Below are 14,139 nucleotides of genomic sequence, written 5' to 3'. Positions count from 1 at the left end.
GATTCACGGCTCTCATGCCGCCATCCGGGCAATCCGCTGCAGCCGCTTCAGCGTGGTGTCGTCCTGCAGCGCCTGCTGGAAAAGCGAGATCTCCTGATCGATGCGGTCGCAGAGCGCGCCGGTGTCCCCCCTAAGCAGGTCGCGCGTCTGCAGCAGTGCCGCGACTGGCTTCTTGGCGAGCTGCCTGGCTCTGGCCAACGTGGCTTCCTCGACACTGACGTCCGTCACGATCTCGCCGACAAGGCCGAGCTGCCTGGCATCTTCGGCGGCGAGCGTGTCGCCGAGGCAGAAGAAGCGGAACGCACCGGCATAGCCGAGCTTCTGCGGCGCCAGGATGCTGGTCGCCGCGTCCGGCACCAGGCCGAAATCGACGAACGGCACCCGGAACGTGCTCTTGCTCGAGGCGATCACCATGTCGCAGTGGAACAGGATGGTGCAGCCGACGCCGACGGCGTCGCCGTCGACACAGGCAAGCACCGGTTTCGGGAACGTCGCCAGCGTGCGGAACATATCGGTGACGGCGGCGATCAATCGCCGATGTTTGGTGGCATCGAGAAATTCGGAGAAATCAGCACCGAGGCAAAAGCACCCGGCCAGGCCGCGCAGGACCACGACGCGGACGTCGTCATCGACAGCGGCTTCATGGAATGTCCTGGCCAGGCTTTCGTAGGCCCGCCTGTCCAGCACCGGGCGGCCGTCACCCGACGATACGGTGACGATCAGCGTGTGATTGCGGAATTCTGTTTTTGAGTGAACGTTCATGGCCCTCTCCAATCTTACGAGGCGCGTCTCTGTCCGAGCATGTCCGGGTACCCTCTGGCCAGCACCGGCGCAAAGTGATTGCGGCGCGATCGCACCACGTCGAGCGTGTGCTCGTTGAAGGTGAGCAGTGTGGCAACGACCTGCTGGTTGCCATAGGTCCGCTGATAGCCGAGCGGCGTTGCCAGGAAATGCAGTTGCAGCGCGCGAAGCACCCACATCGGCTCGAATTCGATGATCACCTGGTTGACGTTGCGCTTCAGACCCCACTCGACGAAGCCGGCGATCAGTTCGGTGCCCACCGTCGACACGCCGCGCCGGCCGTCGCGGAATCCCGGCGCAACCGCATAGCGGGTCAGTTCATAGACATTCGGCCCCGACGGTGGGGTTCCCTCATAAAGGTCCGCCAGCACATCGGTTAGAAGATGTGCCCGGGTCGTCGGCAACATACGCTGGTAACCGGCGAGCTCGCCATTGCGGATGACGATCTGGTGCACTGCCTCGTCGTGGTCGAATTGATCGATCTCGAGGCCATCGGGGCGCTGCAGATCGGTCCATCCCATCTCCTCGACGAAAATCTTGTAACGCAACCGATGAACTGCCTCCCAAAGGCCTGGGCGTTCCATCAATTCCTGGGTGGTGAGGGAAAAAAGCATTTGCCGTCTCCTAGGTTCAATAGGAAAATACGGCCGTGCTCCCCCGAGAAAATTACGCGATCACGTAGGCAAGAATTTCTAGGCCGGCGCGGCCGACCTAGTTAATATAGCCGCGCCTTATCGCTTCCGCGACGGCTTGGACCCGGTTGACGGCACCGAGTTTGCTTTTGGCGTTAAGAAGGTGTTTCTCTGACGTGTGTTCCGAAATGCCGAGAATTTGGGAAATCTCCCATTCGGACTTGCCAACGGCGGCCCATTGCAGGCATTCGCGCTCACGCGGCGTCAATTCGACATGGTCGATGGTTTTGCCCGCCATGGTGTGGAGCTGCATGGCGCGGCCAATCGCATAAGTCGAGACCAACGAGACCAACCCGAACTCGGCGCCCGACAATTCGACAGCCTCGCCGCCCAGCGACACCATGACGATCTGGCCATCGAGCGTGATCAGCGGGAAGGCCAACCCGTCGCGCAGCTTGAATTCACCGGCGTCGCCCATCACCTCGCCGCCGCTCTTGCCGATGCGGATGCCCTGAGACGCTTCCCGCCACTGGAACGGCGCCTGAAGCTGCTTCATGTGGCTGACGACGGGATCGTGATCGACGTAGTTGCGTGCGACGTAGCGCTCAAGCCATTCAGCCGGCCAGTCGCAAAGCAGCACATGGTTCTTTTGCTGATTTTTCGGCGTTCCAGGTTGCGGAACCGTCCCGGCCATCAGCGCCGTCAGCCCGAACCCGCTTGTTACCCCCAGCAGCTTTTCGCAGACGGCGGCCGCTGTGCCGGCGTGCTGCAACTGATCTATCAACTCCAGGGTACGATCGAAATGACCCATCGCAACATCTACCCCATGTTGCCTTCCGCACTTGAGACCAATGGCAGTGATCAACCCGCACTACGCCATCAACCCCGGACTGCAAAGCTGCTCCCTCTGTACGCCCCACCGCTCCTCTTGAGCCGGCATCATACAGTCACTTGCAAACTCACTAAACAATATCCCTAAATTGCCATGATGAAACCAAAAACCGTTGTGCCTGAGTTATTTTCGTACAAGAACCTGTGTTATTTCGTACGAAAGCCGGGGCAAGACTGGACGGAGTCGTCGCGTGGCGTTTCGGTGCATATCCATTTCATTGATCTCGATGCTGATCGGAGTGCAATCGCTTGCGGGTGCTGCGCGCGCTGCGGAGCCGCAGGTGCCGGTGTTTTGGGACGCCAAGGTGCGGCTGCCAAAGCCGGACCTTTCGATGCTGCCGCGGCTGCGATTCCTGACCACCACCGATTTCCCGCCCTTCAACTTTCTCGACGGGGCAGGCCGACTGTCCGGCTTCCATGTGGACCTGGCGCGCGCCATCTGCGCCGAGCTCGGCATTGCCGAAAAATGCCAGATCCAGGCGCTGCCCTGGGCCGAGCTCGAAGGCGCGCTGCGGAAAGGCGAAGGCGAAGCGATCATTGCCGGAATCGCCGCCACGCCGGAATCGCGGTCGAAATACGCGTTTTCACGCTCCTACCTGCAATTTCCGGCACGCTTCGTCGTGCCGAAGACACAGGCGCTGACGGAACCAATGTTCGACAAGCTGCGCAGCAAGCGTGTCGGCGTGATCGCCGGCTCCGGGCATGAGCGGATGCTGCGCGATTATTTCGGCGACGTCCAAATCGTCCCCTTCGCAAAGCCGGAGGAGCTTTATGGCGAGCTGAAAGCCGGCAAGATCGACGCCGCCTTCGGCGATGGCATGCGTTTTGCGTTCTGGCTCGGCGGTTCGGATGCGGCGGGCTGCTGCCGCTTTGCCGGCGGCCCCTATCTGGCGCCCGAATATCTCGGCTCGGGCATGGCGATCGCCACCAGGGCCGACGATCCGGCCCTGGCCGCCGCTTTCGACTATGCGCTGCAGGAAATTTCGGTGAAAGGCACGTTCGCCGAGTTCTATCTGCGCTATTTTCCGGTCAGCTTTTTCTGAGCTTGGCTGCTGGCTCAGGTCAGCGTGCGAAGGCGGGCCTTGGCGGCTCGCGCGATGGCGGCGACCGTCAGCGCATCGAGGTCGAGTTCCCGGCGGACGAGCTGCAGCACGCGCACCTCCTCCAGTCGCATTTCGAGATCGACGGCCGCGACCTCGAAGGCAGCGGCATAGGCGGTGTCACGCAGGCGGTCGGGCAGCGCCTCGGCGACGCGCGCCAGGACGCCCTCCAGCCCGTCCTTTTCTTGCAGCATTTTCTGGCAGGCCTGGGCGACCTCGACCAGCCGCTCCTGATTGAAATCCTCAAACACCGGCCAGGATCGAACGACGTCGCCGATCCGCGCCAGTTCGACATCGGTCATGTCGCGGTCTGACGCCGAGGTGATGACCATCAGGTAGATCATGGCTTCGTGTGGCGACAATGGCATTTACAACTCCTTGAGACGGGTCCCGAAGTTAGGAACGAGGGACCGGCGCCGCAAGGAAAAAGAGCCGCGATCGTTGACGCTCCGGTCAGGCCCTGAAGCCTGATCCATACCGATTAAATGGGACGGGGCTCATATCTTCTTGCCTGATCACGGTCCTGCCCGGAAACCGGGTTCCACTTTTCGGGATCATAGTCTAGAGCATGCGGCTGCCGGCACGGATGCCGGCAAAGCTGCAGGAAATAGCATCATGGCCGGACAACAGCCGATCGATCTCAGCCCGGAAGTCCTCACCGCGGCCGCCGAAAGCAAGGCGTGGCCGTTCGAGGAAGCGAAAAAGATCGTCGCCCGCTACGCGAGCAGCGGCTACCCGGAAACGGTGCTGTTCGAGACCGGCTACGGCCCGTCGGGGCTGCCGCATATCGGCACTTTCGGCGAGGTGGCGCGCACATCTATGGTGTGCCACGCCTTCCGCGTGCTGACCGAAGACAAGGTCAAGACGCGGCTGCTGTGCTTCTCCGATGACATGGACGGATTGCGCAAGGTGCCGGACAATGTGCCTAACAAGGACATGCTGCGCGCGTATCTCGGCAAGCCGCTGACCAGGATACCGGACCCTTTCTCCAATGAGTATCCGTCCTTCGGCGCCGCCAATAACGCACGGTTGCGCGCCTTCCTCGACCGTTTCGGCTTCGATTACGAATTCGCTTCCTCGACCGACTATTATACTTCCGGCCGCTTCGACGCGACGCTGCTCAAGATGCTCGAGCGCTTCGATAAGGTGATGGCAATTATGCTGCCGTCGCTGCGTGAAGAGCGGGCGCAGAGCTATTCGCCCTTCCTGCCGATCCATCCCAAGACCGGCATCGTCATGCAAGTCGCGATCGATGAGCGCAAGCTCGACGCCGGCACCATCGTGTGGCGCGACCCGGACACCGGCGAGCGCTTCGAGACGCCGGTGACCGGCGGTCATGCCAAGCTGCAATGGAAGCCAGACTGGGCGATGCGCTGGGCAGCACTCGGCGTCGATTACGAGATGTCCGGCAAGGATCTGATCGATTCCGTCAAGCTCGCCGGGCAGATTTGCCGTGCGCTCGATGCTCCAGCGCCGGAGGGCTTCAATTATGAGCTGTTCCTCGACGAGCACGGCCAGAAGATCTCGAAGTCGAAGGGCAATGGGCTAACCATCGACGAGTGGCTGACTTATGCGCCGACCGAGAGCCTTAGCCTTTATATGTTCCAGCGCCCGCGAACCGCGAAGAAGCTTTATTTCGACGTCATCCCGAAGGCGGTAGACGAATATTACACGTTCCTCTCTGCTTATCAGAAGCAGGATTGGAAAGAACGGCTGGGCAATCCGGTCTGGCACATGCATGACGGCAATCCGCCTATCATCGACCTGCCGGTGTCGTTCGCGCTGCTGCTCAACCTGGTCAGCGCCTCGAATGCGCAGAACAGGGACGTGCTGTGGGGCTTCATTTCGCGCCACGCACCGGGTGTGACGCCGGCAACTCACCCCGAACTCGACCGGCTGACCGAATATGCGATCCGCTATTTCGACGATTTCGTGAAGCCGGCTAAGGTGTACCGTGCCGCCGACGCGGTCGAGCGCGAGGCGCTGACAAAACTTTCGGAAGCGCTCGCCGCGCTGCCCGCTGACGCCGCCGGCGAGGCGATCCAGAACGCCGCCCTCAATGTCGCGCGCAAGATCGAGCGCTACCAGGATCGTTCCAAGCAGAGCCCTGAGGGTGGACCCGGCGTCTCCGTCGCCTTCTTCCAGATGATTTATCAGGTGCTGATAGGTCAGGAACGCGGGCCGCGCTTCGGTTCCTTCGCCGCACTCTACGGCATTGCCGAAACGCGTGAGCTCATTCGACGGGCGCTTGCTGGTCAGCTGGCGGCTTGAGGACGCCGTCCTGCTCCTCCAGGATCGAGCCCGGCGCCACAGGCGCGGATCGCGACGCAGCCGGGAGCGGCGGCAGGCCTGAGACGCTCGGCGCCGGCCCGAAGACGCCCTTTTTCGCTGCACGCGCCTTCTCGCCGGCTTCTATGTAAGCGCCGCCCTTGGCGGCGCGCGCCCAGCCGTTTTCGACCAACCATTGGCCGATATCCTGATTGCCGATCCGGCACTCGGCGGCGATCAGGTCACGGCCGCCTTCGGGCGGCACGGCACAGACCACCGCACGACCGCGCAGAAAAGCGCGGAAGGCAGTTCGCGCCCGGATGCCGCAACTCCAAGACTTGCCGCCGTCGGTGCAAGTCTCGTCCTGCTTGACGATGTCGATGCCGGAAACCGCAATCGAATAGCCCTTTGCCTCGATGACCCCGGCGGCCGGCGCGACCGGCTGGAACAGTTTCGTGCCTTTCCAGTCGTCAGGCATTTTCGTTTTTGGCGGCCTGGGCAGTCCGGCCAATGCCAGATCGCTCAACGGTGCGCGCGGCTCAATCCGTTCAAGCTCGTCGGAACCGAGCTGCGGCGGCACCACGATTTCCGGATCGATTGCCCTTGAATGCGTAGCCTGCTTGGCCGCCTCTGGTTTCGAGATGGCCGACGTAGCCGGCGCGGCGGGCTGGGGTTCAGCGCTGACCTGAATTTGCTCGCCAGGGCCGCCGCTTTGGTTCTGGACGGCGCGGCCGCCAGCGACAATTGCCGTGGCCATCGCCGGAATCGCCAGAACGGCCAAGGCAAGGTGAGGCAGACGCACCGGCCCCGCGCCTACTGGCTTGCCCAGACAATCCGCGCCACCCATTCGACATCACGCATGGGGATGTCGCGGTCCGGATGATCGGGATTGAGGGAGACCAGCGCGATCGACTTCGGTGTCTGGCGGTCGAGCACCTTGGCCATCACCTCGCCGGCATTGGTCTTGACGACGACGCGATCGCCCTTTCGTATGATAGCCCCCGGCTCGACGATCAGGACATCGCCATTGCGGTAAAGCGGCAGCATGGAATCGCCCTGGACCTTCAACGCATAGGAGGTTTCGGTTGCCCGTGCCGGCAGCTCGATCAGGTCCCATCCCTGCCCCGCCGGAAACCCGGCGTCGTCGAAGAAGCCACCGGCGCCCGCCTGGGCGAAGCCGAGCAGCGGCACCGACGATTTCTGCACGGGCAGTGCGCCGGAATTACCCCGGCCTTCGACCAGCCCCGCAAATTCATCCAGCGAGGCGCCGGTCGCCTCGATGATCTTGGCCAGCGATTCGGTCGACGGCCAGCGCGGCCGCCCATCCGAGGACAGCCGCTTCGATTTGTTGAAGGCCGTCGAGTCGAGGCCAGCGCGCCTGGCCAGCCCGGAGGCCGAAAGCGAATAACGCTCGGCGAGAGCGTCGATGGCGGCCCAAACGCGGTCATGCGAGAGCACCTTGCTCTCCTTCGAAACAGGAAAAAATACCTTCCCTGTTCTACCTCTTGGCCGCCATCTTGTCCACCGCCGAAGACGGCGTCACGCTGCCTCCTTGGCCTCGTTCCTGTCATACGGATCGAAACGCTCATAGAAGGTCTCGCCCTTCTCGGCCATGTCGAGCAGCAGCTTCGGCGCCCTGAACTCGGCGCCGTATTTCTTCTGCAGGCGCTTGGCGATCTTGACGAATTTCTTCGCGCCGATGCCGTCGATGTAGGACAGTGCACCGCCTGTGTAGGGCGCGAAGCCGAAGGCCAGGATCGAGCCGACATCGGCCTCGCGTGGATCGGTAACGATGCCCTCCTCCATCACCCGTGCCGCCTCAAGCGCGATGGTGACCAGCAGCCGCTGCTTCAGCTCCTCATAATCGACCCTCTCCGGCGCCAGTTGCGGGTAGAGGTCCCTGAGGCCTGGCCACAGCTTCTTCTTGGCAGGTTTTGCCGGATAGTCGTAGAAGCCCTTGCTGTTCTTGCGACCCAAGCGACCGTGTGTGTCGACCATCGTGCTGATCAGCGCCATCTGCTTCGGGTCGACCGCCTTGTCGCCGAGATCGCGCATCGTCTGCTTCATGATCTTCTGGGCAAGGTCGATCGCGGTCTCGTCGGTCAACGCCAGAGGACCGACCGGCATGCCGGCGGCTTTCGCCGCATTCTCGATCATCGGCGCCGGAACACCTTCGATCAGCATCTTGTAGGCTTCCGACATGTAGCGCAGTACGCAGCGATTGACATAGAAACCGCGCGTATCGTTGACGACAATCGGGGTTTTCTTGATGGCGCGGACAAAGTCGATCGCGGTGGCCAGCGCTTTGTCGCCGGTCTTCTTGCCGAGGATGATCTCGACCAGCATCATCTTGTCGACCGGCGAGAAGAAGTGGATGCCGATGAAATTCTTTGGCCGCGCCGAATTCCTGGCCAGCGATGTAATCGGTATGGTGGACGTATTCGAGGCGAAGGTCGCCGAAGGCTTGAGCACAGCCTCGGCCTGTTCGGTGGCGCCCTTCTTTACGGCCGAATCCTCGAATACCGCCTCGACGACAAGATCGCAGCCGGCGAGATCGGCGTAATCGGCCGTCGGCGTGATCAGCGTCAGCAACTGGTCCTTGTCCTGTGGCTTGGCACGGCCCTTCTTCACCTGATCCGAGATAAGGTTGTCGGAATGCGCCTTGCCCTTGGCGGCAGACTCCATGTCACGGTCGAGCAGCACCACCGGAATGCCCGCCTTGGCCGTCACATAGGCAATGCCGGCGCCCATGAAGCCGGCGCCGAGCACGCCGATCTTCTTAAACCTCGTTCCCGGCACACCGGCCGGGCGGCGCGCGCCCTTGTTCAGTTCCTGGAGCGACACGAACAACGAGCGGATCATCGCTGCCGCTTCTCTGGTCTGCATGATCTCGGTGAAGTAGCGCTGCTCGATCCGCAAGGCGGTGTCGAACGGCACCAGCAAGCCCTCGTAAACGCATTTCAGGATGGCGGCAGCGGCGGGATAGTTGCCATAGGTCTCGCGGCGCAGGATGGCGATGGCCGGCGGCCACAGATTGGCACCGGCCACCGAATAGATCGGAGCGCCGGGCAGCTTGAAGCCTTTTTCGTCCCAGGGCGCCACCGGTTTCAAGCCGTTCCTGATCATCGCCTTGGCGGTTTCGACCAGCTTGTCCGGCTCGGCAATCTCATGGATCAGGCCCATCGACTTGGCCTTCTGCGGCGACAGCGTCTGGCCGGAGGTCAGCATTTGCAGCGCCTGCTGCTGGTCGGTCAGCCGCGGCACGCGCTGGGTTCCGCCGGCGCCGGGGAAAATGCCGATCTTCACTTCGGGAAGTGCCATCCTCACTTTGTCTGAATCGGCCGCGACACGGCCATGGCAGGCGAGCGACAATTCGAACGCGCCGCCCATGCAGGTGCCGTTGATCGCCGAAACCCACGGCTTACCCGAGGTTTCCAGCTTACGGAACAGGCCGTTCATATAGCCCGCATTGTCGAACAGCGCCTTGGTCGCCTTCTCTGGGTCCTTTGCCTTGTCGGCGGCGAAGGTCGCCAGCATCTTCTGCAGCATGGTGATGTCGGCGCCGCCCGAGAACGTATCCTTGCCGGAGGTAATGACCGCCGCCTTGATCGCTGCATCGGTCGCCACCTTGTCGACGATGACGTTCAGCTCGAGCATCACCTCTTGGGTGAAGACGTTCATCGAACGGTCCGGCATGTCCCAGGTGACCAAAGCAATGCCGTCGGCGTCGGTGTCGAGGGTGAAATTGGTATAGCTCATCATCTCTCTCCGTCAGACGCGTTCGATGATCGTTGCGGTGCCCATGCCGGCGCCGATGCAAAGCGTCACCAGCGCGGTGTTCAGGTCGCGGCGTTCCAATTCGTCCAGCACCGTACCGAAGATCATCGCACCGGTGGCGCCCAGCGGATGGCCCATGGCGATGGCGCCGCCATTGACGTTGATCCGGTCATGAGGAATGTCGAAAGCCTGCATGTAGCGCAGCACCACCGAAGCGAAGGCCTCGTTAAGCTCGAACAGGTCGATGTCCGACAGCTTCATCTTCGCCCGCCTCAACAGCTTTTCGGTGACGTCGACCGGACCGGTCAGCATCAGCACCGGTTCGGAGCCGATGTTGGCAAAGGCGCGGATACGCGCGCGCGGCTTGAGGTCGAGCGTCTTTCCCGCCTTTTTCGAGCCGAGCAGCACGGCCGCCGCGCCATCGACGATGCCGGACGAATTTCCGGCATGGTGGACGTGGTTGACCTCTTCCACCTCGGGATGCTTCTGCACCGCGACAGCGTCGAAGCCGCCCATTTCGCCGGGCATGACGAAGGACGGGTTGAGCGCGGCCAGCGACTGCATGTCGGTCGAAGGCCGCATGTGCTCGTCGTGATCGAGAATGGTCAGGCCGTTCTGGTCCTTGACCGAGATCACCGAATTCTTGAAGCGGCCCTCGCCCCACGCCTTGGCGGCACGCTTCTGGCTTTCGACCGCGTAGGCATCGACGTCGTCGCGCGAAAACCCGTATTTGGTGGCGATCAGGTCGGCCGATATGCCTTGCGGCACGAACCAGCCGGGCAGGCCGACCGAAGGATCCATGAACCAGGCGCCGCTGGAGGCGCCCATGCCGACCCGCGACATCGATTCGACGCCACCGGCAATCACGATCTCGTCGGCGCCTTGCGCGATCTTGGCGGCGCCGAAATTGATGGCGTCGAGGCCCGAGGCGCAGAAGCGCGATATCTGCATGCCAGGCGCCTTGGTGTCGTAGCCGGCCTCGAAAGCAGCGGCACGTGGAATGACTGCACCCGCCTCGCCAACCGGATCGACACAGCCGAAGATGATGTCGTCGACGGTGCCGGTGTCCAGCCCGTTGCGGTCGCGGATCGCCTCGAGCACCTTGGCGCCGAGCCGCACCGCCGGCACTTCGTGCAGCGAGCCATCCTTCTTGCCCCTGCCGCGCGGCGTGCGCACGGCATCATAGACGTAAGCTTCGGCCATTTTCCTGCTCCTTGGGTTTGCTGAAAGTCGCTCAGAGAGAGCGCCCGATCAGCAATTTCATGATCTCGTTGGTTCCGCCGTAGATGCGCTGGACGCGGGCGTCGCGGAACATGCGCGCAATCGGATATTCATTCATGTAGCCATAGCCGCCATGCAATTGAAGGCATTCGTCGACGACTTTTCCCTGCAGGTCTGACAGCCAGTATTTGGCCATCGAGGCCGTCACCGGGTCGAGGCCGCCGTTAATGTGGCGGGCAACGCAGTCATTATAGAAGACGCGCCCAATGGTCGCCTCGGTCTTCAATTCGGCCAGCTTGAACTGGGTGTTCTGGAATTCGATGATGGCCTTGCCGAAGGCCTTGCGCTCCTTGACGTAGTCGATGGTAAGAGCCAGCGCCCGCTCGACCATGGCGATAGCAGTGGTGCCGATCTGCAGCCGCTCCTGCGGCAATTGCTGCATCAGCTGGACGAAGCCCTGGCCTTCCTCGTTGCCAAGCAGGTTCGAGGTCGGCACACGCACGTCGTTGAAGAACAGTTCCGACGTGTCGTTGGCCTTGAGGCCGATCTTGTCGAGGTTGCGGCCGCGCTCGAAGCCCTCCACCTCGTCGGTCTCGACGACGATCAGCGAGATGCCCTTGGCACCTTTCTGCGGATCGGTCTTGGTGACGACGATGATGAAGTTAGCGAGCTGGCCGTTGGTGATAAAGGTCTTCGAGCCGTTGAGCTTGTACTGGTTGCCGTCCTTTTCGGCGCGCGTCTTGACGCCCTGCAGGTCGGAGCCCGCACCCGGCTCGGTCATGGCGATGGCGCCGATCAGTTCGCCGGTCGCCAGCCTCGGCAGCCATTTCTTCTTCTGCTCGTCCGAGCCGTAATGGAGGATGTAGGGGGCGACGATCGAATTGTGCAGGCCAATGCCGAACCCGTCGACGCCGACATGGGCGATCGCCTCGATGATGGCGCTCTCATGCGCGAAGCTGCCGCCCGAGCCGCCATATTCCTCCGGCATCGAGGCGCAGAGCAGGCCGGCCGCACCCGCCTTCAGCCAGCTTTCGCGGTCGACCATCTCGTTCTTCTCGAACTCGTCGTAACGCGGCGCGATCTCTTCCGACATGAAGCGGTGCGCCATGTCATAAAGCATGCCGACCTCGTCCGCCGCCCAGGCGGGTTTTGGAAGGCCAAGGATTTCGGCGGGACTGGTCATGTTTATTCTCTGATCCTCCTTCCAAGCACGCCGCCAGAATTGAGGCTGGCGCGCTGCCGTGGCGCCCTCTCCCGGCCGATTCGCGGCCACCCTCCTCGCGAGGAAGAGGGGAGCCTAGAACGCTTCGGCCGGCAGCGCCATCAATGTGTCGGCGCCGCTGGAGATGCGGGCAAGGTGCGCCGCCGTCTCCGGCATGATCCGCTCCACGAAGAAGCGCGCCGTCACCAGCTTGTTGTCGTAGAAAGACGAAGCGCCGTCGGCGCCATTCGCCAATTTCGCTGCGGCCACCCTGGCCATCTGCGCCCACATATAGCCCAGCGCCACCAGGCCGAAGAGATGCATGTAGTCGGTCGAGGCGGCACCGGCATTGTCGGGCTTGGCCATGCCGTTCTGCATCAGCCACATCGTCGCCGCCTGCAGATCGTTGAGGCTCTTCTTCAGCGCCTTGGTGAAGGGCGCCATCTTCTCGTCGGTGCGGTTCTCCTCGCAGAACTCGCCGACTTCCCTAAAGAACGCCTGCACCGCGCGACCGCCATTCAAGGCCAGCTTGCGGCCGACGAGGTCGAGTGCCTGGATGCCGTTGGCACCCTCATAGATCATGGCGATGCGGGCATCGCGGACGAACTGGCTCATGCCGTGCTCTTCTATATAGCCGTGGCCTCCGAACACCTGCTGCGCCATTACCGCATGATCGAAACCCTTGTCGGTGAGCACGCCCTTGACCACCGGCGTCATCAGCCCGGTGTAGTCGTCGGCGGCCTGGCGGTCCTTGTCGTCACCGGAGCGGTGAGCGATGTCGGACTTGATCGCCGTCCACAGCGCCAGCGCCCGACCGGCCTCGTTGAAAGCTTTCATGGTCATCAGGCTGCGGCGGATGTCCGGATGGACGATGATCGGATCGGCCTTCCTGTCCGGTTCTTTCGGCCCCGACAGCGAGCGGCCCTGCAGGCGATCCTTGGCGTAGGAAACCGCATTCTGGTAGGCAACTTCCGACAGCGAGAGCCCCTGCAGGCCGACGCCAAGCCGCGCCTCATTCATCATGGTGAACATGGCTTTCAGCCCGCCATTGGCCTCGCCGAGCAGTGTGCCTTCAGCGTCGTCGTAATTCATGACGCAGGTCGAATTGCCATGGATACCCATCTTCTCCTCGATCGAGCCACAGGAGACGGTGTTCTTCTCGCCCGGATTGCCTGATGCATCGAGCTTGAGCTTCGGCACGATGAACAGCGAGATGCCCTTCACGCCATCCGGCGCGCCCTCGATACGGGCCAGCACGAGGTGGACGATGTTTCCCGACATGTCATGCTCGCCGGCCGAGATGAATATCTTCTGGCCGGAGATCCTATAGGTGCCGTCGCCATTTGGAACGGCCTTGGTGCGCAGCAAGCCGAGATCGGTTCCGCAGTGCGGCTCGGTCAGGTTCATGGTGCCGGTCCAGGCGCCCTCGACCAGCTTCGGCAACCATGTCGCCTTCTGCTCTTTGGTGCCATGGGTGATGATCGCAGCGATCGCACCTTGCGTCAGTCCGGCATACATCATCAGCGACATATTGGCCGACACCATATATTCGGCAACCGCAGTATGCACTGCATAGGGCAAGCCTTGCCCGCCAAACTCGACAGGTGCGGCGAGCCCCATCCAGCCACCTTCGCGATACTGGTCGAAGGCTTCCTTGAAGCCTTTTGGCGTCGTCACCGACCCGTCGACATGGCGCACACAACCTTCCACGTCGCCGACACGGTTGAGCGGCTGCATGACGTTTTCGGCGAGCTTCGCGCCCTCGGCAAGGATGGCCTCGAGCACATCCGGCGTCGCGTCGGAAAATCCGGGAAGATTGGAATAGCGCTGATAGCCCAGCACCTCGTTCAGCACGAACAGCGTGTCCCGGATCGGCGCTCTGTAGATCGGCATGCGTTTCCTCCACCATGCGGTCTTGGCCCCGAAATCAGCCTCAGCATATGAGGATGGCAGACGGACCAACGTTGCGGTCGAGATAACAAATATTGACGTTTGCGTAAACGTCAATTCTGCGATGGGGCAAATTTTCTCCCGCGCGCCAAGACGGCAAACGGCGAAGGACGGTAACGACGAAGAACCGGGGGCGGGAACCGGCGCGGGTGGGGGTTGGGAGGTAATGGGGGGGTTTAGATTTGTGGCGCCGCGGGGGGGGGGGGGCGCGGGGGGGGGGGGGTGGGGGGGGGCGCGAGGGGCCCGCGGGGGGCGGGCGGCGGCGGGCGCGGGGCCCCGGCCCCCGCAGCAGAGGGGG

At 62.5% G+C, this 14,139-nt stretch carries 12 protein-coding genes; 2 read left to right on the top strand and 10 right to left on the bottom strand.

The features are described from left to right. Nucleotides 1–12: 12 nt before the first annotated feature. From NKJ09_RS02960 to NKJ09_RS02950, 3 genes are all read right to left on the bottom strand, one after another. Entirely contained in the window at nucleotides 13–762 is a 750-nt protein-coding gene (locus tag NKJ09_RS02960; protein WP_023719501.1) for an enoyl-CoA hydratase-related protein, read from the bottom strand. Nucleotides 763–776: 14 nt separating this feature from the next. After that, on the bottom strand, nucleotides 777–1,415 hold the full coding sequence (locus NKJ09_RS02955) for an acyl-homoserine-lactone synthase (RefSeq protein WP_023719502.1): 639 nt from the start codon (nucleotides 1,413–1,415) through the stop codon (nucleotides 777–779). Between the two features lie 97 nt (nucleotides 1,416–1,512). After that, nucleotides 1,513–2,244, bottom strand: a complete 732-nt coding sequence (locus NKJ09_RS02950) for a helix-turn-helix transcriptional regulator (protein ID WP_352482485.1) — start codon at nucleotides 2,242–2,244, stop codon at nucleotides 1,513–1,515. Nucleotides 2,245–2,515: 271 nt separating this feature from the next. Between NKJ09_RS02950 and NKJ09_RS02945 the strand changes: the two genes are divergently transcribed. Further along, nucleotides 2,516–3,367 carry an ABC transporter substrate-binding protein gene (locus NKJ09_RS02945; protein ID WP_352482486.1) on the top strand — a complete coding sequence of 284 codons (852 nt, stop codon included), beginning with the start codon at nucleotides 2,516–2,518 and terminating at the stop codon, nucleotides 3,365–3,367. 14 nt (nucleotides 3,368–3,381) lie between these two features. On the opposite strand, the gene NKJ09_RS02940 is transcribed toward NKJ09_RS02945, so the two are convergent. Beyond that, nucleotides 3,382–3,792: a tellurite resistance TerB family protein gene (locus NKJ09_RS02940; RefSeq protein WP_023719505.1), complete on the bottom strand. Its 411-nt coding sequence runs from the start codon at nucleotides 3,790–3,792 to the stop codon at nucleotides 3,382–3,384. 247 nt (nucleotides 3,793–4,039) lie between these two features. Here NKJ09_RS02940 and NKJ09_RS02935 point away from each other — a divergent pair, with 247 nt between their 5' ends. Further along, complete coding sequence (locus tag NKJ09_RS02935) at nucleotides 4,040–5,695, top strand: lysine--tRNA ligase (RefSeq protein WP_352482488.1); 1,656 nt, start codon at nucleotides 4,040–4,042, stop codon at nucleotides 5,693–5,695. Here the strand turns inward: NKJ09_RS02935 and NKJ09_RS02930 are convergent. The 6 genes from NKJ09_RS02930 to NKJ09_RS02905 all read right to left on the bottom strand — a co-directional run bounded on the left by NKJ09_RS02930 (nucleotide 5,658) and on the right by NKJ09_RS02905 (nucleotide 13,784). Continuing rightward, entirely contained in the window at nucleotides 5,658–6,494 is an 837-nt protein-coding gene (locus NKJ09_RS02930; protein WP_352493783.1) for a thermonuclease family protein, read from the bottom strand. The genes NKJ09_RS02935 and NKJ09_RS02930 overlap by 38 nt on opposite strands. A gap of 11 nt (nucleotides 6,495–6,505) precedes the next feature. Further along, on the bottom strand, nucleotides 6,506–7,150 hold the full coding sequence (locus tag NKJ09_RS02925) for a S24 family peptidase (RefSeq protein ID WP_023719508.1): 645 nt from the start codon (nucleotides 7,148–7,150) through the stop codon (nucleotides 6,506–6,508). Between the two features lie 81 nt (nucleotides 7,151–7,231). Next, nucleotides 7,232–9,451, bottom strand: a complete 2,220-nt coding sequence (locus NKJ09_RS02920) for a 3-hydroxyacyl-CoA dehydrogenase NAD-binding domain-containing protein (RefSeq protein ID WP_352482489.1) — start codon at nucleotides 9,449–9,451, stop codon at nucleotides 7,232–7,234. Nucleotides 9,452–9,463: 12 nt separating this feature from the next. Then, nucleotides 9,464–10,672, bottom strand: a complete 1,209-nt coding sequence (locus NKJ09_RS02915; RefSeq protein WP_352482490.1) for an acetyl-CoA C-acetyltransferase — start codon at nucleotides 10,670–10,672, stop codon at nucleotides 9,464–9,466. Nucleotides 10,673–10,703: 31 nt separating this feature from the next. Beyond that, entirely contained in the window at nucleotides 10,704–11,873 is a 1,170-nt protein-coding gene (locus NKJ09_RS02910) for an acyl-CoA dehydrogenase family protein (RefSeq protein WP_023719511.1), read from the bottom strand. 114 nt (nucleotides 11,874–11,987) lie between these two features. Next, nucleotides 11,988–13,784, bottom strand: coding sequence for an acyl-CoA dehydrogenase (locus NKJ09_RS02905; protein WP_352482491.1), 1,797 nt, complete (start codon nucleotides 13,782–13,784; stop codon nucleotides 11,988–11,990). Nucleotides 13,785–14,139: the final 355 nt, after the last annotated feature.

The organism is Mesorhizobium sp. M0189, assembly GCF_040322135.1.
Classification (GTDB): domain Bacteria; phylum Pseudomonadota; class Alphaproteobacteria; order Rhizobiales; family Rhizobiaceae; genus Mesorhizobium.
This window is presented reverse-complemented; position numbering and strand designations above follow the sequence as displayed.

Excerpts from the sequence above, each read along its gene's own strand:
- NKJ09_RS02960 (WP_023719501.1), bottom strand. The coding sequence starts at position 762 with ATGAACGTTCACTCAAAAACAGAATTCCGCAATCACACGCTGATCGTC.
- NKJ09_RS02955 (WP_023719502.1), bottom strand. The coding sequence starts at position 1,415 with ATGCTTTTTTCCCTCACCACCCAGGAATTGATGGAACGCCCAGGCCTT.
- NKJ09_RS02950 (WP_352482485.1), bottom strand. The coding sequence starts at position 2,244 with ATGGGTCATTTCGATCGTACCCTGGAGTTGATAGATCAGTTGCAGCAC.
- NKJ09_RS02940 (WP_023719505.1), bottom strand. The coding sequence starts at position 3,792 with ATGCCATTGTCGCCACACGAAGCCATGATCTACCTGATGGTCATCACC.
- NKJ09_RS02935 (WP_352482488.1), top strand. The coding sequence starts at position 4,040 with ATGGCCGGACAACAGCCGATCGATCTCAGCCCGGAAGTCCTCACCGCG.
- NKJ09_RS02920 (WP_352482489.1), bottom strand. The coding sequence starts at position 9,451 with ATGAGCTATACCAATTTCACCCTCGACACCGACGCCGACGGCATTGCT.
- NKJ09_RS02915 (WP_352482490.1), bottom strand. The coding sequence starts at position 10,672 with ATGGCCGAAGCTTACGTCTATGATGCCGTGCGCACGCCGCGCGGCAGG.
- NKJ09_RS02910 (WP_023719511.1), bottom strand. The coding sequence starts at position 11,873 with ATGACCAGTCCCGCCGAAATCCTTGGCCTTCCAAAACCCGCCTGGGCG.
- NKJ09_RS02905 (WP_352482491.1), bottom strand. The coding sequence starts at position 13,784 with ATGCCGATCTACAGAGCGCCGATCCGGGACACGCTGTTCGTGCTGAAC.